Annotated in this window: 22 protein-coding genes and 1 pseudogene; 7 read left to right on the forward strand and 16 right to left on the reverse strand. The window is 72.1% G+C overall.

Annotation, left to right across the window (positions count from 1 at the left end; translation table 11 throughout):
* Positions 1-15: 15 nt before the first annotated feature.
* On the reverse strand, positions 16-792 hold the full coding sequence (locus tag QUE40_RS18445) for a VOC family protein (RefSeq protein ID WP_289231909.1): 777 nt from the start codon (positions 790-792) through the stop codon (positions 16-18).
* A 119-nt stretch (positions 793-911) separates the two neighbouring features.
* On the opposite strand from QUE40_RS18445, the gene QUE40_RS18450 reads away from it, so the two are divergent.
* A complete protein-coding gene (locus QUE40_RS18450) occupies positions 912-1,208 on the forward strand; it encodes a hypothetical protein (RefSeq protein ID WP_289231910.1) in 297 nt (98 codons plus the stop codon).
* Complete coding sequence (locus tag QUE40_RS18455; protein WP_289231911.1) at positions 1,154-1,429, forward strand: hypothetical protein; 276 nt, start codon at positions 1,154-1,156, stop codon at positions 1,427-1,429. The genes QUE40_RS18450 and QUE40_RS18455 overlap by 55 nt, the downstream gene beginning before the upstream one ends.
* Here the strand turns inward: QUE40_RS18455 and QUE40_RS18460 are convergent.
* From QUE40_RS18460 to QUE40_RS18515, 12 genes are all read right to left on the reverse strand, one after another.
* Positions 1,422-1,919, reverse strand: a complete 498-nt coding sequence (locus QUE40_RS18460) for an arsenate-mycothiol transferase ArsC (RefSeq protein ID WP_170206948.1) — start codon at positions 1,917-1,919, stop codon at positions 1,422-1,424. The two genes, QUE40_RS18455 and QUE40_RS18460, sit on opposite strands and share 8 nt — an antisense overlap.
* A gap of 85 nt (positions 1,920-2,004) precedes the next feature.
* On the reverse strand, positions 2,005-2,673 hold the full coding sequence (locus QUE40_RS18465) for a DUF4282 domain-containing protein (RefSeq protein ID WP_289231912.1): 669 nt from the start codon (positions 2,671-2,673) through the stop codon (positions 2,005-2,007).
* A 47-nt stretch (positions 2,674-2,720) separates the two neighbouring features.
* On the reverse strand, positions 2,721-3,545 hold the full coding sequence (locus QUE40_RS18470; protein ID WP_289231913.1) for a M56 family metallopeptidase: 825 nt from the start codon (positions 3,543-3,545) through the stop codon (positions 2,721-2,723).
* 593 nt (positions 3,546-4,138) lie between these two features.
* Positions 4,139-4,747 carry a response regulator transcription factor gene (locus tag QUE40_RS18475; protein ID WP_289231914.1) on the reverse strand — a complete coding sequence of 203 codons (609 nt, stop codon included), beginning with the start codon at positions 4,745-4,747 and terminating at the stop codon, positions 4,139-4,141.
* A 10-nt stretch (positions 4,748-4,757) separates the two neighbouring features.
* The gene (locus QUE40_RS18480) at positions 4,758-5,861 is read right to left on the reverse strand and encodes a sensor histidine kinase (protein WP_289231915.1); all 1,104 of its coding nucleotides are present in this window, start codon (positions 5,859-5,861) and stop codon (positions 4,758-4,760) included.
* Positions 5,862-5,920: 59 nt separating this feature from the next.
* Positions 5,921-6,685 (reverse strand): ABC transporter permease, encoded by a 765-nt coding sequence (locus QUE40_RS18485; RefSeq protein WP_289231916.1) that lies wholly within the window; start codon positions 6,683-6,685, stop codon positions 5,921-5,923.
* Positions 6,682-7,683 carry an ABC transporter ATP-binding protein gene (locus tag QUE40_RS18490; RefSeq protein WP_289231917.1) on the reverse strand — a complete coding sequence of 334 codons (1,002 nt, stop codon included), beginning with the start codon at positions 7,681-7,683 and terminating at the stop codon, positions 6,682-6,684. The genes QUE40_RS18485 and QUE40_RS18490 overlap by 4 nt, the downstream gene beginning before the upstream one ends.
* Before the next feature lie 204 nt (positions 7,684-7,887).
* Complete coding sequence (locus tag QUE40_RS18495; RefSeq protein ID WP_142007664.1) at positions 7,888-8,259, reverse strand: BlaI/MecI/CopY family transcriptional regulator; 372 nt, start codon at positions 8,257-8,259, stop codon at positions 7,888-7,890.
* A complete protein-coding gene (gene cydC / locus QUE40_RS18500) occupies positions 8,256-9,890 on the reverse strand; it encodes a thiol reductant ABC exporter subunit CydC (RefSeq protein WP_289231918.1) in 1,635 nt (544 codons plus the stop codon). The genes QUE40_RS18495 and cydC overlap by 4 nt, the downstream gene beginning before the upstream one ends.
* Entirely contained in the window at positions 9,815-11,869 is a 2,055-nt protein-coding gene (locus QUE40_RS18505; protein ID WP_289231919.1) for an ABC transporter ATP-binding protein/permease, read from the reverse strand. The genes cydC and QUE40_RS18505 overlap by 76 nt, the downstream gene beginning before the upstream one ends.
* The gene (gene cydB / locus QUE40_RS18510; protein WP_289231920.1) at positions 11,869-12,918 is read right to left on the reverse strand and encodes a cytochrome d ubiquinol oxidase subunit II; all 1,050 of its coding nucleotides are present in this window, start codon (positions 12,916-12,918) and stop codon (positions 11,869-11,871) included. The genes QUE40_RS18505 and cydB overlap by 1 nt, the downstream gene beginning before the upstream one ends.
* Positions 12,919-12,941: 23 nt before the next feature.
* Entirely contained in the window at positions 12,942-14,381 is a 1,440-nt protein-coding gene (locus QUE40_RS18515) for a cytochrome ubiquinol oxidase subunit I (RefSeq protein ID WP_289231921.1), read from the reverse strand.
* A gap of 204 nt (positions 14,382-14,585) precedes the next feature.
* Here QUE40_RS18515 and argS point away from each other — a divergent pair, with 204 nt between their 5' ends.
* The 3 genes and pseudogenes from argS to QUE40_RS18530 all read left to right on the forward strand — a co-directional run bounded on the left by argS (position 14,586) and on the right by QUE40_RS18530 (position 17,286).
* On the forward strand, positions 14,586-16,379 hold the full coding sequence (gene argS / locus QUE40_RS18520) for an arginine--tRNA ligase (protein ID WP_289231922.1): 1,794 nt from the start codon (positions 14,586-14,588) through the stop codon (positions 16,377-16,379).
* A 626-nt stretch (positions 16,380-17,005) separates the two neighbouring features.
* Positions 17,006-17,062, forward strand: a pseudogene (locus tag QUE40_RS18525) (GIY-YIG nuclease family protein); the annotation flags it as partial.
* Between the two features lie 65 nt (positions 17,063-17,127).
* Complete coding sequence (locus tag QUE40_RS18530) at positions 17,128-17,286, forward strand: hypothetical protein (RefSeq protein WP_289233141.1); 159 nt, start codon at positions 17,128-17,130, stop codon at positions 17,284-17,286.
* 135 nt (positions 17,287-17,421) lie between these two features.
* On the opposite strand, the gene galE is transcribed toward QUE40_RS18530, so the two are convergent.
* Positions 17,422-18,444 carry a UDP-glucose 4-epimerase GalE gene (gene galE, locus QUE40_RS18535; protein ID WP_142007669.1) on the reverse strand — a complete coding sequence of 341 codons (1,023 nt, stop codon included), beginning with the start codon at positions 18,442-18,444 and terminating at the stop codon, positions 17,422-17,424.
* Positions 18,445-18,565: 121 nt separating this feature from the next.
* Here galE and QUE40_RS18540 point away from each other — a divergent pair, with 121 nt between their 5' ends.
* A complete protein-coding gene (locus QUE40_RS18540) occupies positions 18,566-19,150 on the forward strand; it encodes a hypothetical protein (protein WP_289231923.1) in 585 nt (194 codons plus the stop codon).
* Between the two features lie 42 nt (positions 19,151-19,192).
* Complete coding sequence (locus tag QUE40_RS18545; RefSeq protein ID WP_170206949.1) at positions 19,193-19,738, forward strand: DivIVA domain-containing protein; 546 nt, start codon at positions 19,193-19,195, stop codon at positions 19,736-19,738.
* Here QUE40_RS18545 and QUE40_RS18550 read toward each other — a convergent pair.
* Both QUE40_RS18550 and QUE40_RS18555 read right to left on the reverse strand, forming a co-directional pair.
* Complete coding sequence (locus QUE40_RS18550) at positions 19,717-21,285, reverse strand: hypothetical protein (RefSeq protein ID WP_289231924.1); 1,569 nt, start codon at positions 21,283-21,285, stop codon at positions 19,717-19,719. The two genes, QUE40_RS18545 and QUE40_RS18550, sit on opposite strands and share 22 nt — an antisense overlap.
* 179 nt (positions 21,286-21,464) lie before the next feature.
* Positions 21,465-23,213, reverse strand: a complete 1,749-nt coding sequence (locus tag QUE40_RS18555; RefSeq protein WP_289231925.1) for an alpha/beta hydrolase — start codon at positions 23,211-23,213, stop codon at positions 21,465-21,467.
* Positions 23,214-23,325: the final 112 nt, after the last annotated feature.

Here is a 23,325-nt window from a genome sequence, read left to right on the forward strand (position 1 = left end):
GTGCCGTCGCCCGCCTCACCCCTCGGGCGGGGTGTCGGGCAGCTCGGTCACGTTGAAGACCTCGCCCTCGGGCCCGCGGATGACGGCCTCGGGCCCGGCGGGGGAGTCGAACGACATGAGGATGTCGGTGTCGTCCTCCATCTCGGCCATCGCGACCGTGGCGTCGCGGCTGGCGACGGCGAAGTGGACGTTCCAGGCGGCGTCGACGCCGTCGGGCAGCTGGTCGGCCTGGTGCATCGCGCCGGCGGGTTGCCCGTCGACGAGGAACGTGACGAGCCCGCCCTGCTCCTCGCCGAAGGTGTAGCCGAAGACCTGCTCGTAGAACGCGCGCGAGGCCTGCAGGTCGCGGGTGAGCAGTACGCAGGCCGCGACCGTGCCCGGCTCGCCGAACACCTGGAAGCCGGTGTGCGCGCCCGCGCCCCAGAGCGCGAGCACCCCGCCGCTCGCGTCGCGCACGACGGCCAGGCGCCCGGCGCCGCGGCCGACGTCCTTGGGCTCCTCGATCACGGCACCGCCGGCCTCGACGACGCGCTGGGTGGTGGCGTCGACGTCGCTGGTGGCGAGGTAGGTCAGCCACGCGCTCGGCTCCTCGGCCGAGGTGCGCTCCATGATCCCGGCGGCGGCGCGGCCGTTCTTCAGGCAGGTGACGTAGCCCTCGTCGCCACCGGGGGAGTCGTCGGTGTCCCAGCCGAACAGGTGGCCGTAGCGGCGCTTGGCGCTGCCCAGGTCCTCGACGCTGAGGTCGACCCAGCACGGGCTGCCGTCGGGCCAGGCGGTGTCACGGGTGGGCATGCGATCTCCTCGTGCGGTGGTCCAGGGCGTGCGGGACCAGCCAACCACGACCGACCGCACTGTGAACGCAGGTGTCGCGGACGGCACGCGCCCTGCCCGGCGGCCCTACAGTGCTGCGGGTGACGTGCACAGAGGGTCGCGAGCCGATCGATCGTCGGCTCGCGGATCTGCTGGCCTCACCCGCGTTCGCCGGGTGCCGCCGCGAGGCCGTGGCGATCTCGACCGACCCGGGCCGGCTGCGCGAGCTGATGCGCCAGGTCGAGCAGAAGCAGTTCGCCGGCTGGGACGTCAGCGACTCCTTCGGCCGGGTCAACGTCGACATCGCCTGCGCCGTGCTCGACGCCCGCATCGAGGAGCTGGAGTGCGGCGCCCCCGCACCGAGACCGGTCTGCTGGAGCAGCGCCGCGACGGGATGATCGGCGGGGCGCGCGCCGACGCCTCGGTCGGCACCAGCCGACTCGACGCGGCGGCGATCATCGCCGGGGCCCGGCTGCAGCTGTTCGTCGCGGTGCTCTACTACTTCGCCAAGTCCGACGACACCGTGCCCGACCACACGCTGCCCGGCCACCTCGACGACCTCACGCTGCTGCGCTGGGTGATCGACGTGGCGCGCCGCGAGCTGCCGGCGCTCAGCTGACCTCGGCGAGCCGCTCGATCTCGGTGATCACCCGCGGCGCCGCCGCGCGGATGTCCTTCAGGCACTGGCGGTACGCCTGCGCACCCCTGCCGTAGGGATCGGCCAGGTCGGTCTCGCGCAGCGCGGAGGCGACGGGGTCGAACGAGCGGATCAGGCGTACGCGCTCCTGCCAGCCGCGCGGCGGCCAGGCCGACGCGACGAGGCCGACGTGCCGCTCCTCGGCGAACACGACGAGGTCGAGCTCGGGGAAGTCGTCGATCTCGAACTGCGTTGCGCGGTGGGCGGATCCGTCGAGCCCGACCGCGGCGAGGGCGGTGAGCGCCTCGGGGTCGGCGGGGGCGCCGGGCTGGTGCACGAGCAGCCCGGCGGAGGTGATCTCGGTGGCCGCGGCCGCGGGCGACCGGGAGAGCAGGTCGCGCAGCACGACCTCGGCCATCGCCGAGCGGCCGGTGTTGCCGTCGCAGACCACCTGCACGCGCACGGGTCGCATGGACGTTCCTCTCATGCGGCGACGGCCGCGCCGGTGAGGTCACCGGGCGCGGCCGTCGTCACGGTCGTGATCGAGCTGGCCTCGGTCAGCTCTTGCCCCGCGCCAGGCGCGCGACGTTGACGAACAGCTCGAGGGCGAGCCGGGCGGCGATGATCGCGAAGATCATCCAGGCCAGGCCGCCGAGGGTGGTCATCATCGCCTCGAAGCCGCCCATGTTGCGGACCTGGAACTCGCCGTTGCCCTGCGAGCCCCACGCGTTGGCGAGCACCCGGATGAAGTTGAGCACCTGCCACACCACGGCCACCAGGAACGCGATGGAGGCGAGCTGCTCGGTGAGGCTCTTGCGGAAGCCGAAGTCGCTGAACAGGTCACCGAGGCCGCCCCCGGAGCTGCTGGTCGTGATCGGGCCGCTGCTGCCCGGGCCGCCGGGAGCGCCGAAGCCCTGCTGCCCGTGCTGCTGACCCTGCTGGCCGAAGCCCGAGTCGGAGCGGCCGTGCTGCTGACCGAAGCCGGAGTCGGACTGGCCCGGCTGGCCCTGCTGGCCGAAGCCGGAGTCGGACTGGCCCTGCTGGCCGAAGCCCTGTTCGGCGGGGTAGCCGCTGCCGCTCTGGCCGAATCCCTGGCCGAGGCTCTGCTGGCCGAAGCCACCCTGCTGCTGCCCACCCCCTGGGGGCGCCGTACTGCGGCCCGTCGTTCCACGAGCCGTTGGAAGGCGTAGACATCGTGATCTCCTCCTGGTCCGGTGTCGGTCCACACCCTAGGCCAGGGCAGCCACCACGAGGACGATCGGGCAGGCGAGGATCAGCGCGGCCGCGAGCAGCGCCACGGCGGCGATCCCGCGGTGCGGGCCCGGGTCGCGCAGCTGCCGCAGACGTACGCCCGCCATCCCGGTGCCACCCCCGCGCCCAGACCTGCCTCGGGGTGGTTGCTGCCGGCCAGGGTGACCAGCGCCGAGCCGAGGTCGCGGGGCCGGTGGTCGGCGACGGCGTGCTGGTCGGCGTGCAATTCGAGCAGCAGCCGCACCTCGTGCATGCCGGCGTTGCTGCGCACCCGCTCGGGCACCGCCGTGTGCAGGACGGTGAAGAACTCCAGCACCAGGTCGTGCCGGAAGCGCAGGTGGGTGCGCTCGTGGGCCAGCACCGCGCCGAGCTCGGTGGGGGACAGCCGCTGCAGGGTGCCCGCGCTCAGCACCACGCGGCTGCGGCGGCCGGGCAGGCAGTACGCCGTCGCCGTCGGGTGCTCCAGCACGCGCAGCGCCCGCCCGCCGTCGCTGCCGGGCAGACCGATGAGGTCGACCAGCTCGCGGTGCTCGCGGCGCGCGCGGCGCAGGGCGGTGCCGGTGCGGTGGCCGGTGAGCAGCAGCCGCGCCGCGAGGAACCCGGTCACCACGAACCCCGCCACCAGCATGATCGGGTTGAGCGCGAGCGCCGGCCCCTCACCGGTGACGGCCTGCTGCACCGCCACGGGCGCCGCCGCCAGCCCCGCGATCAGCGCCGCCAGGGAGATCGACTGCCACAGCACGAGCGCCGCCGCCGGCGCCTTGCGCAGCACCGTCAGCCGCGCGAGCAGCCGCGGCGCCGGCCCGGCCAGTGCCACGGACAGCAGCACGAGCGCGGCGGAGTACATGCCGGCCATTGTCGCTGGGCCGCCTGCTCGACGCTGGTCGAGTCGCCTCCCACGGTGGTCGAGCAGGCCGGAGCGAAGCGGAGGCCGTATCGAGACCAGGTCACCTGCTCGTGCGGTCACCGAAGGGCGCCGGGAGGCGTGAGTACGCGTGTGGTGACGTCGAACTCGCGAGTCGCCGAGGGCGTACGGCGCCAGAGTGGTCACGAACTAACAAAGTGGTCGGTTGCAAGTGACCAGTCTGTTAGTTCGTGACCAGTCTGAGCGGGGCCGGTCCTGACCCGACCCCGCGTAGTCGACACGACCCCACGTTGTTGACACGAAGGGCTGCTACAGCACGCATTCCTGTCAACAACGCCTGTCCGTGTCAACAACGTCCGGCTCTGTCAGAAACGTCACCACGGTGAGCCGCCAGATCCGGCCGACCACGCCCCGGCTCCCGCTTCCAGGCGCGTTTCCGGTGACCGAGGACCGTGGTGACGGGTCTCGATACGGCCTCCGCTGCCCTCCGGCCTACCCTTCGATACGCGCTCGTCCCTCGCGCTACTCAGGGCGTCGCTCGACCAGCGTGGGGAGCCGCTCGACCACCTTGTCCCTCACAGCCACCCGTTCTCCTGGGCGGTGCGGGCGGCCTCGACGCGAGTGGCGGTGTCGGTCTTGCGGATCGCGGAGCTCAGGTAGTTGCGCACCGTCCCGGGGGACAGGTGCACCTGGGTCGAGATCGTGGCGACCGGGGCGCCCGACAGCGCCGCCCGGAGCACGTCGCGCTCGCGCTCGGTGAGCGGGTTGGGGCCGCCGAGCAGCGAGGCGGTCGCGAGGGTGGGGTCGACGACACGCAGGCCCTGGTGCACCCGGCGTACGGCCTCGGCGAGCTCGCGCGCGGGCGTGTCCTTGACCACGAAACCGGTGGCGCCGGCGTCGATGGCCGCGCGCAGGTATCCCGGCCGCCCGAACGTCGTGACGATGATGCTGCGCACACCGGGCAGCTGCTCGCTCACCTCGCGGGCGGCGTCGATGCCGGAGCGGCCCGGCATCTCGATGTCGAGCAGGCAGACCTGCGCCTCGTGGGTGCGCGCGGCCTCGACCACCTCGTCGCCGCGCCCCACCTCGGCGACCACCTGCATGTCGCGCTCGAGGTCGAGCAGCGCGGCCAGCGCGCCGCGCACGAGGGCCTGGTCGTCGGCCAGCAGCAGTCGGATGCTCACGCGTCCACCCTCACAGCCGCACCGTCACGCTGGTGCCTCGCCCGTCGGGTCCGGGCACGATCTCCAGGCTCCCGCCGGCAGCGGCGACCCGCTCGCGCAGGCCGCGAATCCCGTTGCCCTCCTTGAGGTCTCGCGGACCGACCCCGTCGTCGACCACGGTGAGCCAGGTGTCGCCCCAGGTGACCTGGCAGGAGGCGGCCCGGCTGTGGCGTACGACGTTGGTCACCGTCTCGCGCAGCGCCCAGGCGAGCGTGATGCGGTGCCGCGGGTCGACCTCGTCGGGGTCGGTGGGCAGGTCGGCGGCGATGCCGGCCGCGGCGAGCGCCTCGGCGGCGTTACGGGTCTCCTCGTCGAGGCGGGTGACGCGCAGGCCGGCGACGGTCGCGCGGATCTCGGCGAGCGCCTGACGCGACAGCGACCGGATCTCGGCGATCTCGGCCTTGGCCCGCTCGGGGTCGAGGTCGACCAGCCGCTCGGCGAGCTCGGACTTCACGGTGACGACGGTGAGGGAGTGGCCGAGCACGTCGTGCACGTCGCGGGCGACCTGCTCGCGCTGGGCGGTGAGGGCGCGCTCCTCGGCGAGCGCGCGGTGCTCCTCGGCGCGGTGGTCGACCAGCCGCACGGTGAACACGACGACCGAGACCATCAGCACGATGATCGAGAAGACGATCGCGGCGGCGGGTTCGCCGGTGAGCACCGGCACGACGATGCAGCTGATCAGGGCGGCGATCGCCAGCGCCAACCCCTGCAGCAGCGGCAGCGACAGCACCCCGAGCGACACGACGAACGGCAGCATGCCGAGCGCTTCTTCGCGCACCAGCAGACCGAGGGTCACGGTGAGCGCCAGCAGCACCGCGAGGTGGCGCACCCCGAACCGTTGCTGCGCGGCCTCGTCGGCCTGCGCGTCGAGCCGGATCAGGCCGTGCAGGTAGACCGCGGCGAAGACGAGGATGAGCCCCACGCCCCCGACGCGCAGCCCCCACGGGTGGTCGCTGGTGACGACCGACTGGATCGGGAAGACCAGGAAGATCAGCCAGATCGCGCCCATGATCCAGCCGAAACGTTCCCACGGCTCGCGCGGCTCCGGCGTCGACGCGTCAGCCGACCGGCCCACGCACCGGTCCACCGCCGGCGGCGCGGTGCGGTCGGCGGTGGCGGGGTCGGACGCTCGCCTCACTGGCGGCCCCGGCCGCGGCGCACCAGCCACGTCGCGAGCAGCGCGAAGATCAGGCCCCACACCGTGAGGTTGAGCAGGGGGACCCACAGCGGCTCGTACACCGGCTCGGCGGGGGCGGAGGTGTCGATCATGCGTCCCTCGGTCAACGGGTATCGCGCCAGGCTCACGTAGCCGTAGAGCGGGGTGAACTTCGCGATCGTCAGCATCGTGCCAGAGAGCGGGAAGAAGATGTTGCCGAGGAAGGCCATGATGACGAGCATCCCGGCGGCCACCGAGACGGCCGTCTCGCTGCGGAACGCCTGGGCCATCGCGAGCCCGTAGAGCGCGAACACCCCGGCGCCGGCCACCACCACGAGCGCGCTGAGCAGCCAGGCGCGCGTGGTGCCCTCGGCCCCGGTCAGCATGCCGATGCCGTAGATCAGGGCGATCGGGACGAGCGCCACCAGCACCGCGAGCACGCTCTTGACCAGCACGAACTGCCCGTCGCGCATGGGGGTCAGCCCGAGCTGGCGACCCCAGCCCTGCAGCCGCTCGACCGCGGCGGTGCCGCCGACCCCGGTGGTGGCGGTGACCGCGCCGTACGCCGCCATCGAGATGACGATGAACAGCGCCACGTTGCCGTTGCCGGCGTTCGCGGACTTGTACGACTGCGCGGCGCCGAAGATGACGTACATGAAGGCCGGGAGGCCGGCGGTGAAGAACAGGCCGGCGGGGTCGCGCACGATGCGCTTGAGCTCCATCCCGAGATAGGTGCGGTTCATGCCACGGGCTCCTTCGCGCTGTCGTGGGGCAGGTCCGCGGCGGCCGGGGCGCCGCCGGTGATGGTGAGGAACGCGGCCTCGAGCGACCCGCTGGAGATCTCCAGGTTGCGGGCGCCGAGGTCGCTCAGCAGCAGCCACGCGATCGCGTCGGAGTCGCCGGCGGCGACGGTCACCCGGTCGCCCTGCACCTGCACGTCGGCGACGTCGTCGATCGCCCGCAACCGGCGTACGACATCGGCCGGGTCTCCCGGCAGGTCGGCCGAGACCGTGCGGCCGCTCGCGCGGGAGCGGATCTGCTCGGCGGAGCCGTCGGCGACGACCCGGCCCCCGGCCACCATGACGATCCGCTCGGCGAAGGCGTCGGCCTCCTCGAGGTAGTGCGTCGCGAAGATGACCGTGCGGCCGGCGTCGGCGTCGGCGTGCATGGTCGCCCAGAACGCGCGACGGGCGGCGACGTCCATGCCGGCGGTGGGTTCGTCGAGCACGAGCAGGTCGGGGTCGGGCAGCAGGGCGAGCGCGAAGCGCAGCCGCTGCTGCTCGCCGCCCGAGCACTTGCCGACCTTGCGGCCGGCCAGGTCGCTCAGCCCGGCCTGCTCGATGACCTCGTCGACCGGTCGCGGCCGCTCGAACGTCGAGGCGATGACCTGCACCGTCTCGCGCACCGACAGGTCGCGCAGCAGCCCGCCGCTCTGCAGCACCGCCGACACCCGGCCGGCGTCGACCGCGGCGCGCGGCCGCTGGCCGAGCACGCGGGCGCTCCCGCCGGTCGGCTCGGTCAGCCCGAGCACGACGTCCAGCGTGGTGGTCTTGCCCGCGCCGTTGGGGCCGAGCAGCGCCACGACCTGGCCCTGCGGCACGGTCAGGTCGATGCCGCGCACGGCCTGCACGGGCGGCTGGCCGGCGCGGCGGAACGTCTTGGTCAGCCCGCGCAGCTCGACGGCGGGCGGCTCGTCGGCGGCACCGGGCCGGGCCGGTGCGGCGGCAGTGGTGAGGTCCATGCCCACCAGGCTCGGGCGTACGGCGGGCGGGCGGTAACGCGTTGCGTCACCGACTGCGCATGACAGGTGTCACGGCGAAGCCGGTCGAGCAGTCCGTGCCCAAGCCGGTCGAGTAGGCGAGGCGCTAGCCGAGCCGTATCGAGACCCGACTGCCCAAGCCGGTCGAGTAGGCGAGGCGCTAGCCGAGCCGTATCGAGACCCGCCTCAGTCCAGCTGCTCCAGCGCCGCCCGCAGCTCGGCGATCTCCTCGGGCGTGGCCTCGTCGAGGAAGTGCATGAGCGTGGCCTGCCGCTGGGTGTCGGGCAGGTCCTCGAGCGAGGAGCGCATGCTGCGGGCGGTGAGCTCCTCGCGGGTGGCGGCGGGGGCGTATCGCCAGGCGCGGCCGTCGCGCTCGCGGCTGACCATCTCCTTCTTCGCCAACCGGTCGAGCACCGTCATCACGGTGGTGTAGGCCGGGTCGCGGTCGGTCAGCCGGTCGACCACCTCGCGCACGGTCAGCGCGCCGTCGGCCGACCACAGCACGGTCATCACCGCGGTCTCGAGCTCGCCCATGGCGGCACGGGGCGCCTTGCTCATGTCGTGGTCCTCTCCGTGCGCGCGGCGACGGTCCAGCGTAGGTGGCGGTCGCAGCCGTCCAGACCCAGGGCCTGGTGGGTGACCAGGGCGACCGTGCGGCCGCGGGTGGCGGTGTGCAGGTCGGTGAGCACGCGGCGCGCGGTGGGCTGGTCGAGGTGCGCCACCGGCTCGTCGAGCAGCAGCACCGGACGGTCCGACAGCAGCGCCCGCGCGATCGCGAACCGGCTGCGCTCGCCGCCGGACATCCCGCGACCGCCGGCGCCGAGATCGGTGTCGAGACCGTCGGGCAGGCCCGCGAGCCACGACCCGAGACCGGCCCGGGTGAGTGCCTCGCGCACCGCGTCGTCGTCGGCACCGGGGCGTGCCAGCAGCAGGTTGGCCCGCACCGTGCCGGTGAACAGGTGCGGCTCGTCGTCGACGACGGCGACCTGCGCCCGGGCGCTGGCCAACGAGACGTCCTGCGCGTCGCGGCCGTCGATCGTGCTCCGGCCGCTGACCGGGTCGAGGTGCCGCGCGAGCACCGACAGCATGGTCGACTTGCCGCACCCGTTCGGACCCGTGATCGCCAGGTGCTCACCTGGGCGGACCACTCTGTCGGGCAACGTGATTCGCGCAGAGTCGGGGTGCCACGCGGCGACGACTCCGTCGGTGCCCAGCGTGCGGCTGGTGGCCGGCGCGAGGTCGGGCAGGCCGGGGGTGTCGGCGACGGCCGGCTCCTGGTCGAGCAGGTCGGCGACCCGGTCGCGGGCGGCGCGCGAGCGGGCCCAGGCGCCCATCGCGTCGGGCAGCGTGCCGAGCACGTCGCCCAGCGCGAGCGGCATGAGCAGCAGCAGCGCGGCGATCGGTGCGATGACCTGGCCGTCGGCGAGGGCGCCCGCGACGACGTACGCCATCGCGGCCGTCGCCAGGCCGGTCACCACGGGTGTCGCGGTGGCGCCGAGGGCTCGTCCGCGCGCCTGGCGCAGAGCGGCGCGCTCGGCCTGCGCCTGGGCCTCGTCGAGCTGGTCGAGCGCCCAGCCGGTCGCCGAGATCGCTTGCAGCTCAGTGGTCTTCGTGGTCGCGACGTGCGCGGCGCGGGCGATGCCGGCGCGCGCGGCCACGCTGTCGCGCTGCCCGGCGAGCTCGCCCGCGAGGTCGAGCCCGGCGACGACTGCGGCCGCGACCAGTGCAGCCGCGATGACGAGCGCGGCGGGCGGGAGGAGGCTGCCCGCGACCACCGCGGCCCCGACGCCGGCGAGCGTCGCGGCGACGAGCGGCACGACCACGCGCACCTGCGCGTCGACCTCGTCGTCGAGGTCGTGCACGAAGCCGGTGAGCAGGTCGGCGCGGCGGCGGCGTCCGAGGCGGGCGGGGGTGAGCGGGATCAGCGCGCGATAGGCGCTGGTGCGCCGGTCGCTCAGCTCGGCCAGGGCCGCGTCGTGCGAGCGCACCCGCTCGGCGTAGCGGAAGACCGGACGCGCGATGCCGAAGGTGCGCACCAGCACGATCGCAACGATCAGCGTGAGGATCACCGGCTGCTCTGCTGCGCGCACGATCAGCCAACCGCTGGTGGCGGTCAACGCCACCGAGCTCGCGGCGGCCAGGCCGCCGAGCGCCCCGGCGACGAGCGTGCCGCGCGTCGGTCGCAGCAACGGCCGCCGCGGGTGGCGCGCAGCGGTGGAGCGGGCCGGAGCGCCCACGCTGGTCGAGGAGGCCGGAGCGCCCACGCTGGTCGGGGAGGCCGGAGCGCCCACGCTGGTCGAGTAGGCCGGAGCGCCCACGCTGGTCGAGGAGGCCGGAGCGCCCACGCTGGTCGAGGAGGCCGGAGCGCCCACGCTGGTCGAGTAGGCCGGAGCGCTAGCGGAGGCCGTATCGAGACCCGTGGAGCTGGTCTCGATACGGCTCGCCCTGGGGGCTCGCCTACTCGACCGCCGTGGGGGCGGGCTCGCCTGCTCGAATGCCGTGGGGGTGGGCTCGCCTGCTCGACCACCGTGGGGGTGGGCTCGCCTGCTCGACCACCGGCGGGAGAAGGCTCGTCGGCCGCACCGGCGGGCGGGGCCTGGAGCTCGACCACCTGGTCGGCCAGGGCGAGAAGCTCGGGGTCGTGGGTGACGGCGATGACGACGCGGTTGCGGCCGAGGGTGACGAGCTCGTCGCGCAGGGCCGCGGCGGCGCCCTCGTCGAGGTGGGCCGTGGGCTCGTCGACGAGCAGCACGGCCGCGTCGCTGAGCCGGGCGCGCTCCAGCGCGAGCCGGGCGCGCTGCCCGGCCGAGAGGCCGAACCCGTCGTCGCCCAGCACGGCTCCGCTCGGCACGCCCGGAAGCAGGCTGACCTGGTCGGCGGCGGCGCGGGTGCCGAGGGCGAGGTTCTCGCTGGTCGTCATGGGTGCGACGAACGGCTGCTGGGTCACCAGGTGCACGGCAGGGCGCTCGACGGTGCCGGTGCTGGCTGTGCGCACGCCCGCGACGACCTCGAGCAGCGTGCTCTTGCCCGCGCCGGAGGGTCCGCTGACGACGGTCAGCCCGCGCCCCGCGGTGAACGAGACCGGTTGCAGCGCAACGGTCTTCGCCCCGGGGTGGCGGTAGGAGACGTCGCGCACGACGACCTGCTGCGGCGCACTGCCCGGACCGCCGGTCGACGCGCTGGTCGCGGCGGTCGTCGCCACGCTCGCGTCGCCGGCCACGTCGCCGCTCGCGTCACCGGGCTCGTCGGCGAGCAGCCGGTCGAGCGCCTCGGCGCCGTCGGCGGCGGCGTGGAACTCCTGCCCCACGCGCCGGACGGGCCAGTACGCCTCGGGCGCCAGCAGGATCGCCGTCAGCCCGACGCCGAGCGCCATGCTGCCGTGGGCGAGCCGCAGCCCGACCGCGACGGCCACGATCGCCACCGAGATGGTGGCCAGCAGCTCGAGCGCGGCGGAGGACAGGAACGCGGTGCGCAGCGTGCGCAGCGTGGCCCGGCGGTGCCGGTCGCCGACGTGGTCGACCTGGTCCAGCTGGGCGTCGGCCCGGCCGAAGCTGACCAGGGTCGGCAGCCCGCGCACGACGTCGAGGAAATGCCCTGCGAGCGTGACGGACTCGCGCCACCGGGCCTGCGTCTCGTCGCGCGTGTGCTGCCCGATCAGCGCCGCGAAGACAGGGAGCAGCGGCAGGGTCAGCAGCACGATCAGCGCGCTGAGCCAGTCGACCCAGGCGAGGGCGATCAGCGTCGCTGCCGGCACCACGGCCGCGGCGACGAGCGTGGGGAGGTAGCGGGCGACGTACGGCTCGATGGCGGCGGCACCGTCGGTGCTGTCGGTGAGCGCGGCGGCAGCGTCAGCGCGCTGCTCCGCCGGGCGGCGCAGCCACGCGCCGAGCCGGCGCCGGCGTACGGCCGAGGCCACGACGCTCCCGGCGCGGGCCGCCGCCAGCTCCTGCCCGCCCGCGACCAGACCTCGCGCGGCCAGCAGCACGACCAGGGCGACGGCGGGGGTGGCGAGCGAGCGCTGCTCGACGAGGGCGACCACGAGCGCCGCGAGCGCGAACGCCTGGCCGACCGCGAGCAGGCCGCCGACGACCCCGAGCGCCCCGAGAACCGCCAGGGGAGAACGGGTCTCGGGGAACGCTCGCAGCAGGCGCGGGTCGAACGGACGCATCAGCTCTCGGCTCGTTCGATCTGCGGCGCCGACTCCTCGGACAGCATCTGGATGCTGACCCGCTTGCGGAACACCCAGTAGTTGTAGGCGCTGTAGGCGAGCACGATCGGCAGGAAGATCACCGCGGCCCAGGTCATGATGGTCAGCGTGAGGTGGCTGCTCGCCGCGTTGGTGGTGGTGAGCGACCAGGCCTCGTTGGTCGAGGACGGCATGACGTCGGGGAACAGCAGCAGGAAGTACGTCGCGACGGTCATGCCGATCGTCACGAAGGTGCCGGCGAACGCCGCGCCCTCGGCCCCGCGCCGGTTGAACGCGAGGGCGGCGACCAGCGCCACGACGGCCACCGCGGAGGTCGCCCAGGTGAGGGCGGTGCCGTCGGAGGCGACGCCCAGCCACAGCAGCAGCGCCGCGACGAGCACGCCGGCGACGACCCCGACGCGGGCGCCGAGACCACGCGCCAGCTCACGCACGTCGCCCTTGGTCTTCAGCGCGACGAAGAACGCGCCGTGGGCCAGCGACACCACCACGTAGGTGACACCGCCGAGCAGGCTGAGCGGGTTCAGCAGGCTGAGCAGGCTGCCGGTGAACTCCATGTTCTGGTCGATCGGCAGACCGCGCACGGTGTTGGTGAGGGCGACGCCCAGCAGCAGCGGCGGGAGCACCGAGCCGAACACGATCATCAGGTCCCAGCGCCGGCGCCAGGTCATGTCGTTGCGCTTGGGGCGGTACTCCAGGCCGACGTTGCGCACGATGAGCGCCACCAGCACGAGCAGCAGCGGGAGGTAGAAACCGCTGAACATCGTGGCGTACCAGTGCGGGAACGCCGCGAACATCGCGCCGCCCGCGGTGATCAGCCAGACCTCGTTGCCGTCCCAGAACGGGCCGATGGTGGTGAGGACGAGCCGCCGGCGCTTCTCGGTCTCCGCGGCGTTCTTGCCCTTGCCGACGATCGGCAGCATCATCCCGACGCCGAAGTCGAAGCCCTCGAGGATGAAGTATCCCGTCCAGAGCACGGCGATGAGGATGAACCAGACAGTGGTGAGTTCCATGGGGTGTCAGTCCTTTTCGCGTGTCAGTAGGAGAACGAGAGCTGGTCTTCGCCCTCGTGCTGCGTGACGGGCTCGTACGGTTCGGCGCCCTTGCGGACGTACCTCATGAACAGGCGGACCTCGACGACGGCGAGTGCGGCGTACAGCAGGGTGTACACGGTCATCGAGATGATGATGTCGCTGGACGTGACGCTCGGAGAGACGCCCTGCGCGGTGGTGTAGACGCCGAACACCACCCACGGCTGCCGGCCCATCTCGGTGAAGATCCAGCCGAAGCTGTTGCCGAACACCGCGGCCAGCGGCGCGATGACCAGCAGCGGGCCCCACCAGCGCTGCATGGGCACCCGGTTCTTGCGGATCGAGAACAGCGCGAGCGCGGCGATGGCGGCGGCGGCGACGCCGGCCCCGATCATGAACCGGAAGTTCCAGTACGACACCGGGATGTTCGGGACGTAGCTCGCCGAGTAGGTGACCGGGTTGGCCTTGTACTTCTCCTGGTAGGCCGCCTCCAGGTCGCGGATGCCCTCGACCTTGCCGTCGAACGAGCCGGTGCCGAGGAAGCTCAGCAGGCACGGGACCTCGACGATCTCCTTGGCCTCGGAGCCGTCGAGCGTGCCGATGCTCAGCACCGAGAAGTTGGCGCACTGCCCGTCGGGCGGGGTGTCGTACAGCGCCTCGGCGGCGGCCATCTTCATCGGCTGCACCTCGGTCATGACCTTGCCCTGCAGGTCGCCGGTGATGGCGACGCCGATGCCGGCGATCAGGGTGACGACGGCGCCGGCCTTCACGGCCTTGCGGTACATCGGGATGTCCTCGGTGCGCTCCTCGGAGCGACGGTGCCGGCGCATCATGAACAGGGCGACCGACATGACGATCGCGCCGCCGACCATGAAGCACGCGGTGACGACGTGCGGGAAGGCGACCAGCTGCACCTTGTTGAGCAGCACCGCCACGAAGTCGGTCAGCTCGGCGCGGTTGGTCTCGGGGTTGAACCGCCAGCCGACCGGGTTCTGCATGAACGAGTTGGCGGCCAGGATGAAGTAGGCCGACAGCAGCGTGCCGATGTGCACGATCCAGATGCACGCGTTGTGCAGCTTCTCGGGGATGCGGCCCCAGCCGAACAGCCACAACCCGAGGAACGTCGACTCCAGGAAGAACGCCAGGAGGGCCTCGAGCGCGAGCGGGGCGCCGAAGATGTCACCCACGAAGCGGGAGTAGTTCGACCAGTTCATCCCGAACTGGAACTCCTGCACGATGCCGGTCACCAGCCCGAGGGCGAAGTTGATGGTGAACAGCTTCCCGTAGAACTTCGACAGCCGCATGTACTCCGGCTTGCGGGTGCGCAGGTACGCCGTGTGGAACGCCGCGACGAACGCCGACATCCCGATCGTGATGGGTACGAACAGGAAGTGATAGACGGTCGTGATGGCGAACTGCCACCGCGCCAGATCGAGGTTTCCCACCGGGCTGCTCCTGGGACGAGCGGTTGCTACTACATGACGTAGTGGACGGTACTCCTACGTCGTGTAGGAGACAACTCGTTCGCGGAAACCGCCCGTAGAGCTGGTCGAGTAGCCGGCGAGGGACGAGCGGAGTAGAGCTGGTCGAGTAGCCGGCGAGGGACGAGCCGGCGTATCGAGACCACGCCGTCCTTCTACCCTTGGCGCATGACCGATCCCGCGTCCGCCCTCGCCCCTCGTGTCCAGGCCGCCATCGTCGCCGCCCTGGGCGATGAGTTCGAAGGGGCCGACCCGGTGATCCGTCCGTTCACGCTCAAGCCCAAGAAGGGCCAGCAGGCCGTGCCCGCCCCGGCCGCCGACCTCCAGATCAACGCCGCGATGGCCCTGGCCAAGCGGGCCGGCAGGCCGCCGCGCGAGGTCGCCCAGGCGATCGTGGACGCGCTGCGCGAGCAGGGCATCGACGACCTCGCGACCGACCTCGAGGTGGCCGGCCCGGGCTTCGTCAACGTCACCCTCGCCGACAGCTGGGTCGCGGACGCCGCCCAGGACCTGCTCGCCGACGACCGCGTGGGCGTACCCACCCCGCCGGCGCAGGTCATCCCGCTGGACTACTCCTCGCCCAACGTGGCGAAGGAGATGCACGTCGGCCACCTGCGCACGACCGTGGTCGGCGACTCGCTCGCGCGCACCCTCGAGCGGCTCGGCCACCGGGTCGTCCGGCAGAACCACATCGGCGACTGGGGCACGCCGTTCGGGATGCTCGTGGAGCACCTGCTCGAGGTCGGCGAGGCCTCCGAGGAGGCGGCGCTGCTGGAGACCGACCCCAACGAGTTCTACAAGGCTGCGAACGCGAAGTACAAGGCCAGCAAAGACGATTCGGCGCCCGACTCGTTCGCGGCGCGCGCCCGCAAGCGGGTCACCCTGCTGCAGAGCGGCGACCCCGACACGCTCCGCATCTGGGAGCGGTTGCTCGACCGGTCGAAGGCGTACTTCAACCGGGTCTACACCGAGCTCGGCGTCACGCTGACCGACGCCGACCTCGACGGGGAGTCGCGCTACAACGACGAGCTGGGGCCGATCTGCGAGGACCTCGAGCGCACCGGCGTCGCCGAGATCAGCGACGGTGCGCTGTGCGTCTTCCTCGACGGGTTCACCGGGCGCGACGGGCAGCCGTTGCCGGTGATCGTGCGCAAGTCCGACGGCGGCTACGGCTACGCCACGACCGACATCGCGGCGCTGCGGCACCGCTCGCTCGACCTCGACGCCGACCGGGTGATCTACGTCGTCGGCGCCCCGCAGAACCTGCACTTCCGCATGGTGTGGGCCGCGACGCGCAAGGCCGGCTGGCTGCGCGACAAGACCGAGCCGCTGCACGTGCAGATCGGCAACGTGCTCGGCACCGACGGCAAGATCCTGCGCACCCGCTCCGGTGACCTGGTCTCGCTGCAGTCGCTGGTCGACGCAGCCATCGAGAAGGCCGGCACGGTCGTCGCCGAGTCACGGCCCGACCTCGACGAGCAGCAGCGCGCGAGCATCGCCGAGGCCGTGGGCGTGGGCGCGATCAAGTACGCCGACCTGTCCGTCTCGCACGACAGCGAGTACGTCTTCGACCTGGACCGGATGGTCGCGCTCACCGGCAACACCGGCCCCTACCTGCAGTACGCCGCCGCCCGGATCCGCTCGATCCTGCGCCGCGCCGACGCGGCCGAGACCCCCGGCCCGATCGTGCTCACCGAGCCGGCCGAGCGCACCCTGGCCCTGCGCCTGCTCGACTACGGCAAGGTCGTCGCGGAGGTCGGCGAGTCCCTCGAGCCGCACCGGCTCGCGGCCTACCTGTTCGACCTGGCCCAGGCGTTCACCGGGTTCTACGAGCAGTGCCCGGTGCTCAAGGCCGAGCCGGCCGAGGTCAAGGCCAGCCGCCTCGCCCTGTGCGCCCTCACCCTGCGCGTGCTGGTCGACGGCTTGTCGCTCCTCGGGATCAGCGCACCCGAGGAGATGTGACCGGTCGGCCGAGGTGGTTGGTCTCGCGGGCTTCCCAAGGCCCGTCGCCTCGGTCTTGGGTCACCGAAAGGCGCCGGGAGGCGGGAGTCGGCCCGTGGTCGGGTCGGTCTGGCGGCGCACGGTGGTGACGTTGCTGACAGAGCCCGACGTTGTTGACACGGACCGGCGTTGTTGACAGACGTGCGTGCTGTAGCAGCCGTTTGTGTCAACAACGTGCGGTCGTGTCGAGATCGTGGGGTCGGGTCAGGACCGACCCCGCCCAGACTGGCCAGAATCTCTCAGACTGGTCGCGAACTAACAGACTGGTCACTTGCAACCGACCCGTTGTTAGTTGGTGACCACTCTGGCGATGTACGCCATCGGCGACTCGCGAGTCCGACGTCACCACAGGCGTACTCACGCCTCCCGGTGCTTCTCGGTCACCGCACACAAGAGGCGACCCGGTCGCCCAAGGTGGTCGGTCTGGCAGGCTCCCCAAGGTGGTCGAGTAGGCCGAGCCGCTAGGCGAGGCCGTATCGAGACCGCAAACGTTGCAGCTATCCACACCGCTGCCGAAGACCCAAGCTTGATCCACAGCGATGCGCGCACGGCTGGTCCTCCACGACGGGGCGGCGAACATTCTGACCATGGCGTGGGTCTACATCCTCTTGTGCGGCGACGGTTCGTTCTACGTCGGAAGCACCCGCAACCTCGACCTGCGAATGCGCCAGCACGCGACGGGAAAGGAAGCGCTTACACCGCCAAGCGGATGCCCGTGGAGCTTGTGTGGGCGCACGAGTTCGACAACGTCGCGGAGGCGTACGCCATGGAGAAGAAGGTCCAAGGGTGGAGCAAGGCCAAGCGGCGAGCTCTTGTCGAGGGGCGCTTCGACGATCTGCCAGCCTTGTCGCGCAAGCGGTTTCGGTGATTGTGACCGGGTCTCGATACGGCCTCGCCTAGCGGCTCGGCCTACTCGACCGGCTTGATTGCGGCTCGGCCTACTCGACCGGCTTGATTGCGGCTCGGCCTACTCGACCGGCTTGATTACGGCCCAGCTTGATCGTCAGGCGTCGGGGTAGCCGTGGGGGTTGGCGGACTGCCAGCGCCAGGTGTCGACGCACATGTCGTCGATGGTCTTGGTGGCCTTCCAGCCGAGCTCGCGCTCGGCGCGCGTGGGGTCGGCGTACGTCGCCGGCAGGTCTCCCGCCCGGCGCGGCGCGATCTCGTGCGGCAGGTCGTGGCCGACCGCCCGCTCGAAGGCGCGGAGCACCTCCATCACCGAGGTGCCCTGGCCGGTCCCGAGGTTGTAGGCACGGGCCGAGTCCTCTTGTCGCGCAAGGTGTTCCAGCGCGGCAAGGTGACCGGCGGCGAGGTCCTCGACGTGGATGTAGTCGCGCAGGCAGGTGCCGTCGGGGGTGTCGTAGTCGTCGCCGTAGACCTTCAGCAGGTCGCGCCGCCCCACCGCGACCTGTGCGATGTAGGGCACCAGGTTGTTCGGGATGCCGCTGGGGTCCTCGCCGATCTGGCCCGAGGGGTGCGCACCGATCGGGTTGAAGTAGCGCAGCAGCGCCACCTTCATGCCGGGCGTCGTCGCCGCGACGTCGCGCAGCACCTGCTCGTTGAAGACCTTGGTCCAGCCGTAGGGGTTGCTCGACTCCAGCGGCCACCACTCCTCGCTGTAGGGCAGCGGCGCGTTGGGGCCGTACACCGTCGCCGAGGAGGAGAAGACCAGGTTGCCCACCCCGTGCCGCCGCATCGCGCGCACGAGGGAGAAGGTCGAGTCGAGGTTGTTCTCGTAGTACTCCAGCGGCTTCTCGACGCTCTCGCCGACGGCCTTGAGCCCGGCGAAGTGCACGACCGCGTCGACCTCGGTCTCGGAGAAGATCTGGTCGGTCTTGTCGCGGTCGGTGAGGTCGATGCCGTGCAGCGGAATGTGCTTGCCGGACAACGACTCCAGCCGGTTGACGACCGTCGGCTTGCTGTTGGAGAAGTCGTCGACCACGACGACGTCGTGCCCCGCGCCGAGCAGCGCCAGGACGGTGTGGGAACCGATGTAACCGGCTCCGCCGGAGACGAGAACGCGCATGCGCACACCCTAGAGGTGGGGCTGTGTGTCCCTCGTCGCACTCTCGGCAGATCCGGAATGCCGCTCGGCAGCGGTCTCGTTGCGTCCACGGAGCCGTACGCCGTCAGGAAGTTGATCACGCATGTCCACCCCCTCCCGCGCCACCGTCGTGAAGGGCGCCGCCTGGGCGATCCCCACGATCGCGCTGGCGTCGGCCGCCCCCGCCACGGCTGCCTCGCCCCTCCCGTGCCCCACCGTGCCGGGCGGCAGCGACTGGTCGCTGACGTACAGCGGCACTCTCGGCCCGGCCTCGACGGGCGCCTACTCCTGGAACTCGACCGGCACCCAGTGGACGGTCTACCGCGACAACGGATCCAGCTCATCGACGCTGACCTTCACGACGACCACGACGATCTCGAACCTCATCGTCGAGCGGTCGTACTCGATGCGCATCCCGATCAGCTGGGGCTACGGCAACGGCGTCGCCAGCCAGAGCACCGGCGCCACCGCGCGGGTGATCGTGGACGGCACGACGGTGCTCAGTCGCGCGACCCGTTCGAGCACCGGCCTCGGCACCTCGCCCGGCGGCGCGACCTACACCGCGACGTCGTTCACGGCCACGTCGACGTCGATGCAGCTGCAGTACCAGGTCATCATCAGCGCCAAGACCTCCCAGGCGAACGACGACATCATCATGTCGGTCCCGACGTTCGCCAACTGCGTCTGACCGGCTGACCCGCGTCCGGCGCCCGCTGTCATGCTGGGCGCCGTGGAGTGGACGACCCATCACCTCGACCGGCTGGCCAACCTGCGCTTTCGCACCGAGCGCGGTGGGCACGTCGAGTCCGACGTCGACCTGCTGATCGGCAACGTCGTCGCCTGCATGCGGGCGGGCCGGCAGATCCCCGACGCCACCCAGTTCGCCCTCCCCACGCGCACGATCGGTCAGGGGTACGCCCGCGCGGACGTGCGCGAGCTGGTCACCCTGCTCCAGGGCTGGCGGGCCGACTGGACGGGCGCTCCCGCGCCCGCCCCCGAGCCGCGGGCGGCGCGCGGGCCGACGCCGCTGCGCTGGACGCAGGCGCAGATGGACTGGGTGCGCGAGAAGCGGTTCCGCACCAAGCGTGGTGGCTACGGCGTCGACGAGGTCGACGACCTGCTCGACTCGGTGCTCGTCGCGATGGCGCACGGCCAGCGCCTGCCCGACATCCAGGGTGCGGTGTTCAGCTCCACGAGCTTGCGCCCCGGCTACGACATGGTCGAGGTCGACGGCTTCCTGGACGAGCTGATGACTCAGCGCCCCGAGGACGCCTGACCCGCGGCGTAGACCTGCACGTAGATGTCGCCCAGCGTGGGTGAGGTGTGGAGGAAGACAGGGCGGCCGACGGGTCGCATCCCCACCGCCAGGCGGTCCAGCACCGCCTGGTCGGCCGCGGTCCAGTCGGGGTCCGCAGCCGCCCGGGCGGCCAGGATGCAGGTCGGGCGCCGCGCCAGCTGACGCTCGACGGGGATGGACTGGACCGCGTCGTTGCCCAGCCACGAGCCCATCGCGGCGCTGCGGGCCGGCAGCCACAGGTATCCACCCGGAGCGCCGACCACGAGGGCGCGCGCCTCGGCCGGGCAGCGGTCGGCCAGCGTCTCGACCGCCCGGATCCGGGTGACGGAGCTGTCCGACACCCACAGCCCGGCAGCCGGGCCGCTCGTGACCAGGTTGCGCTGCTGGAACGTCGTTCCCTCGTTGAAGACGACGGCCGTCAGGCACGCACCCGTGATGAGCGCGGGAGCCAGCAGACCCACCTGCCAACCGCGGCCGAGGTCCGGACGGCTCAGGAACTGCGCGAACGCGACGAAGACCGCGAGCGCGAACGGTGCCCCGCCCGCCACGATCGCGCCGAAGGTGAACCCGGAAGCCGTCATGGCCTGCACCCCGAGCAGGCTCGGCAGCGTCACCGCGCTGAGCAGGAGCAGCTGTCGGGTTGCGGCATCGCGCCACGCGCAGCGCACTGCGATCGGCAGCAGTACCACCGACGCCAGCACCCCCATCGCCCCGGGGTAGGTGCCGTCGTCGATGTCCAGCATGTTGGCGCCGGGCTGGGCGCTCGCGAACCACAGCAGCAGGCCCGCCGCGGCCAGCGCGGCCGCCGCCGCGGCCTGCCGCCAGGGAAGGACGGCGGCGGCGGCCGCAGCAAGCAGGGCCAGCGGTAGCTTGCCCGGCTTGGTGAGGTAGCCCCCGAGCCAGGACGAGAAGAGGTCGAGGACGCTGCCCAGCCCTCCGGTGGCCGGTCGGGCCGTGCGCTGGTCCGCCACCGACTGCTCGACCTGGTCCCACCCTGGTCCGACGGTGAGGAAGACGAGCAGCGCCACGACGACGAGCGCGGCGGGGAGGGCTAGGTTGCGACCGATCTGCGCCCAGCTCGCCCCCTGCCGGCGCAGCACCACGAGAAGCGCGAGCAGCAGGCAGACCGCTCCGGGCGTCACCCCTGGGAAGGCGATCGATGCGACGGGCGCAGCCACCGCCGCGGTCGGCAACCACCCGCGCGGTCGCGCGTGCACTGCCGCAAACCCAGCGCAGGTGGCCAGCAGCAGCCCGAACATCGCGACCGTGTTGTAGGTCGTGCCGATCACGGCGTAGGGCAGGGCAAGCGTCACTCCGCACAGCCCCGCGGCGACCGGGAGCGGCGGCAGCGTCGGCGTCAGCGCCCGCTGGCACACAAGCACGACGACGGCGATCCACGCGACCGTGAACAGGCGGGTGGCCAGGATCAGCCCGGTGCTGCCGAAGGCGGCCTCCCACACCAGCACGAACGGCGCCGCGGGAAGCGAACCGAAGACGTGCAGGCCCTGCTCGTCGGCCAGCGGCATCGCTCCGTGCGCCACCCGCCGCGAGAGCACGAGCGGGTAGCTGCCGTCGGCCAGGTCAACCCCCAGGAACGACCGCAGCGTGAGATAACCGAAGGTGAGTCCGAAGAGCGCCGTGACTGCTGCCTGCCCCCGAGTCCTCCCCGCCGGAGGCGAGTCAGCACGGGTGAACGGTAGACCCTCTATCGCTGCGGGTGGGTGGCTTCGGCCAGGATCCGCAGCAGCAGGTCGATCACCTGCTGCGCCAGGTTCGGCTTCTGCCGGGCGTAGCCGTCGGCGGTCGGCAGCTGCGGGCCCTGCGCCTTCGACCCGACCTCGAAGACCTGGCTGTCGTCGGGCAGCGGCACCGCCGGGCACACCGAGTCCTGGGCGATGAGCTTGCCCTTGGTGAGGAAGTCGTACGCCGCGGTGGTGACGCAGGCGTTCTTGCTGCCGACGACGGCGCCGTGGTCGCCCTGGTTGTCGACCACGAGCATCCGGGTCGAGGGCGACGCGCGGTGCGCGCTCATGGCGTTCTCGTACGACGTCGCCGGGTCGAGCTCGGTCTGCACCATCATCATCGGCGGGGCCTTGCTGACGTCGACCTTGGTCTGCGGGGCGGTGTACGGCCAGTAGGCGCAACGGTTCTCGACGACGTCGTACCCGGTGAGGGGGTACTTCTTGCCGAGGTTGAACGCGTTCGCGGCGTACGTCAGCGGCTGCTTGTTCCACGGGGTGTCGTTGCACGTGACGGCCATGAAGGTCGTGCTCTCGCGGTAGTCGGTGTAGCCGTCGCCGCCGCTGGACATCAGCGACCGCTTGGCCTGGCGCAGCGCGTCCGGGTCGCCGTCGGTCGCCTTGTCCAGCAGGCCCAGCAGCGTCGCCGCCGAGACGAAGCCGGGGTCGCCGTACATCTCCGACGCGAGCACGTTGTCGATCAGGGACGGGGTGAACACGTCGAGGCGGCCCTCACCGGCGGCCTTGCGCACCTTCTCGTAGACGCCGTTGACCGCGCGGTTGTCGGTGCCCAGGCCGTACGTCGCGTCGTGCCGGGCCGCCCACGGCAGGAACTGCTGGTCCCACCGCCGCTGGAAGGCCATCGGCTGGTTGCCGAAGGTCTTCGCGAACGGGGCGGTGAACTCGGTGTTGCTGTCGAGCACGAACCGCCCGACCTGCTTCGGGAACAAGGTGGCGTAACGACTGCCGAGCCAGGTGCCGGCCGAGACGCCGTAGTAGTCGACCGTGCCGGCGCCGAGGATGCGGCGCACCAGGTCGTGGTCACGGGCGGTGTTGTCGGAGGTGAGGAACGGCAGCAGGCCGCCGTGCTTGGCGACGCAGTCGGTGACGCTCTTCTTCACCCGCGACTGCACGGTCGTGACCTGAGCAGGCGTGAGGTTGCGGTTGTCGTCGACGCCGGTGCGCGGCGGGTCGCAGCTGACCGACGTCGAGTCGCCGGTGCCGCGCGGGTCGACGCCGATCACGTCGTGGGTCTGCGCCAGCGGCGACAGCTTGGCGACCACGGCCGAGAAGCGGGCCGCCGGCGCGCCCGGGCCGCCGGGGTTGGTGAACAGCACGCGCGCGTCGGGGTTGTCGCTCTTGGTGCGCGCCACCATCAGCGTGATGTCGCCCTTGCCGGGGTCGAAGTAGTCCTTCGGTGCGGTGATGCGCGCGCAGGTCGTCTTGTCCGAGAGGGCGGTGACGACCCGCATGCTCGAGGGGCAGGTGTCCTCGCTCCAGCTGACCTGCTGCCCGACGTAGCGACTCAGGTCGGCCATCGGCCGCTGCGGCGCCGGGGCCTGCGCACCCGGCGCGGTGCCGGCCGAGCTGGTCGCGCTGGACGACGACGAGCGCGGCACGGTCGGGCCGGAGTCCTCCTGGCAGGCCGACAGCGCGGTCGCGGTCGTGAGGGTCAGCGCCATCACGGTGGCGAAGCGGGCGTGCGAGCGGGTCATCGGTTCCTCCCGGGGGACGCCCGACGGACGGGCGGGTGAAGTCCTGCCTCCGACGCCGGTGCGGCGGCGCCGGTTCCTGCGGCCGAACCCCAGCTGATCGAGTGGGCGGAGC

The organism is Barrientosiimonas endolithica (assembly GCF_030296655.1).
Classification (GTDB): domain Bacteria; phylum Actinomycetota; class Actinomycetes; order Actinomycetales; family Dermatophilaceae; genus Barrientosiimonas; species Barrientosiimonas humi.

What these genes read in the sequence shown, in the direction of transcription:
- QUE40_RS18445 (WP_289231909.1), bottom strand. Translation starts at nt 792, where the DNA reads ATGCCCACCCGTGACACCGCCTGGCCCGACGGCAGCCCGTGCTGGGTC.
- QUE40_RS18460 (WP_170206948.1), bottom strand. Translation starts at nt 1,919, where the DNA reads ATGCGACCCGTGCGCGTGCAGGTGGTCTGCGACGGCAACACCGGCCGC.
- QUE40_RS18470 (WP_289231913.1), bottom strand. Translation starts at nt 3,545, where the DNA reads ATGTACTCCGCCGCGCTCGTGCTGCTGTCCGTGGCACTGGCCGGGCCG.
- QUE40_RS18485 (WP_289231916.1), bottom strand. Translation starts at nt 6,685, where the DNA reads ATGAACCGCACCTATCTCGGGATGGAGCTCAAGCGCATCGTGCGCGAC.
- QUE40_RS18490 (WP_289231917.1), bottom strand. Translation starts at nt 7,683, where the DNA reads ATGGACCTCACCACTGCCGCCGCACCGGCCCGGCCCGGTGCCGCCGAC.
- QUE40_RS18495 (WP_142007664.1), bottom strand. Translation starts at nt 8,259, where the DNA reads ATGAGCAAGGCGCCCCGTGCCGCCATGGGCGAGCTCGAGACCGCGGTG.
- QUE40_RS18505 (WP_289231919.1), bottom strand. Translation starts at nt 11,869, where the DNA reads ATGCGTCCGTTCGACCCGCGCCTGCTGCGAGCGTTCCCCGAGACCCGT.
- cydB (WP_289231920.1), bottom strand. Translation starts at nt 12,918, where the DNA reads ATGGAACTCACCACTGTCTGGTTCATCCTCATCGCCGTGCTCTGGACG.
- argS (WP_289231922.1), top strand. Translation starts at nt 14,586, where the DNA reads ATGACCGATCCCGCGTCCGCCCTCGCCCCTCGTGTCCAGGCCGCCATC.
- QUE40_RS18530 (WP_289233141.1), top strand. Translation starts at nt 17,128, where the DNA reads ATGCCCGTGGAGCTTGTGTGGGCGCACGAGTTCGACAACGTCGCGGAG.
- galE (WP_142007669.1), bottom strand. Translation starts at nt 18,444, where the DNA reads ATGCGCGTTCTCGTCTCCGGCGGAGCCGGTTACATCGGTTCCCACACC.
- QUE40_RS18540 (WP_289231923.1), top strand. Translation starts at nt 18,566, where the DNA reads ATGTCCACCCCCTCCCGCGCCACCGTCGTGAAGGGCGCCGCCTGGGCG.
- QUE40_RS18550 (WP_289231924.1), bottom strand. Translation starts at nt 21,285, where the DNA reads ATGCCGCTGGCCGACGAGCAGGGCCTGCACGTCTTCGGTTCGCTTCCC.
- QUE40_RS18555 (WP_289231925.1), bottom strand. Translation starts at nt 23,213, where the DNA reads ATGACCCGCTCGCACGCCCGCTTCGCCACCGTGATGGCGCTGACCCTC.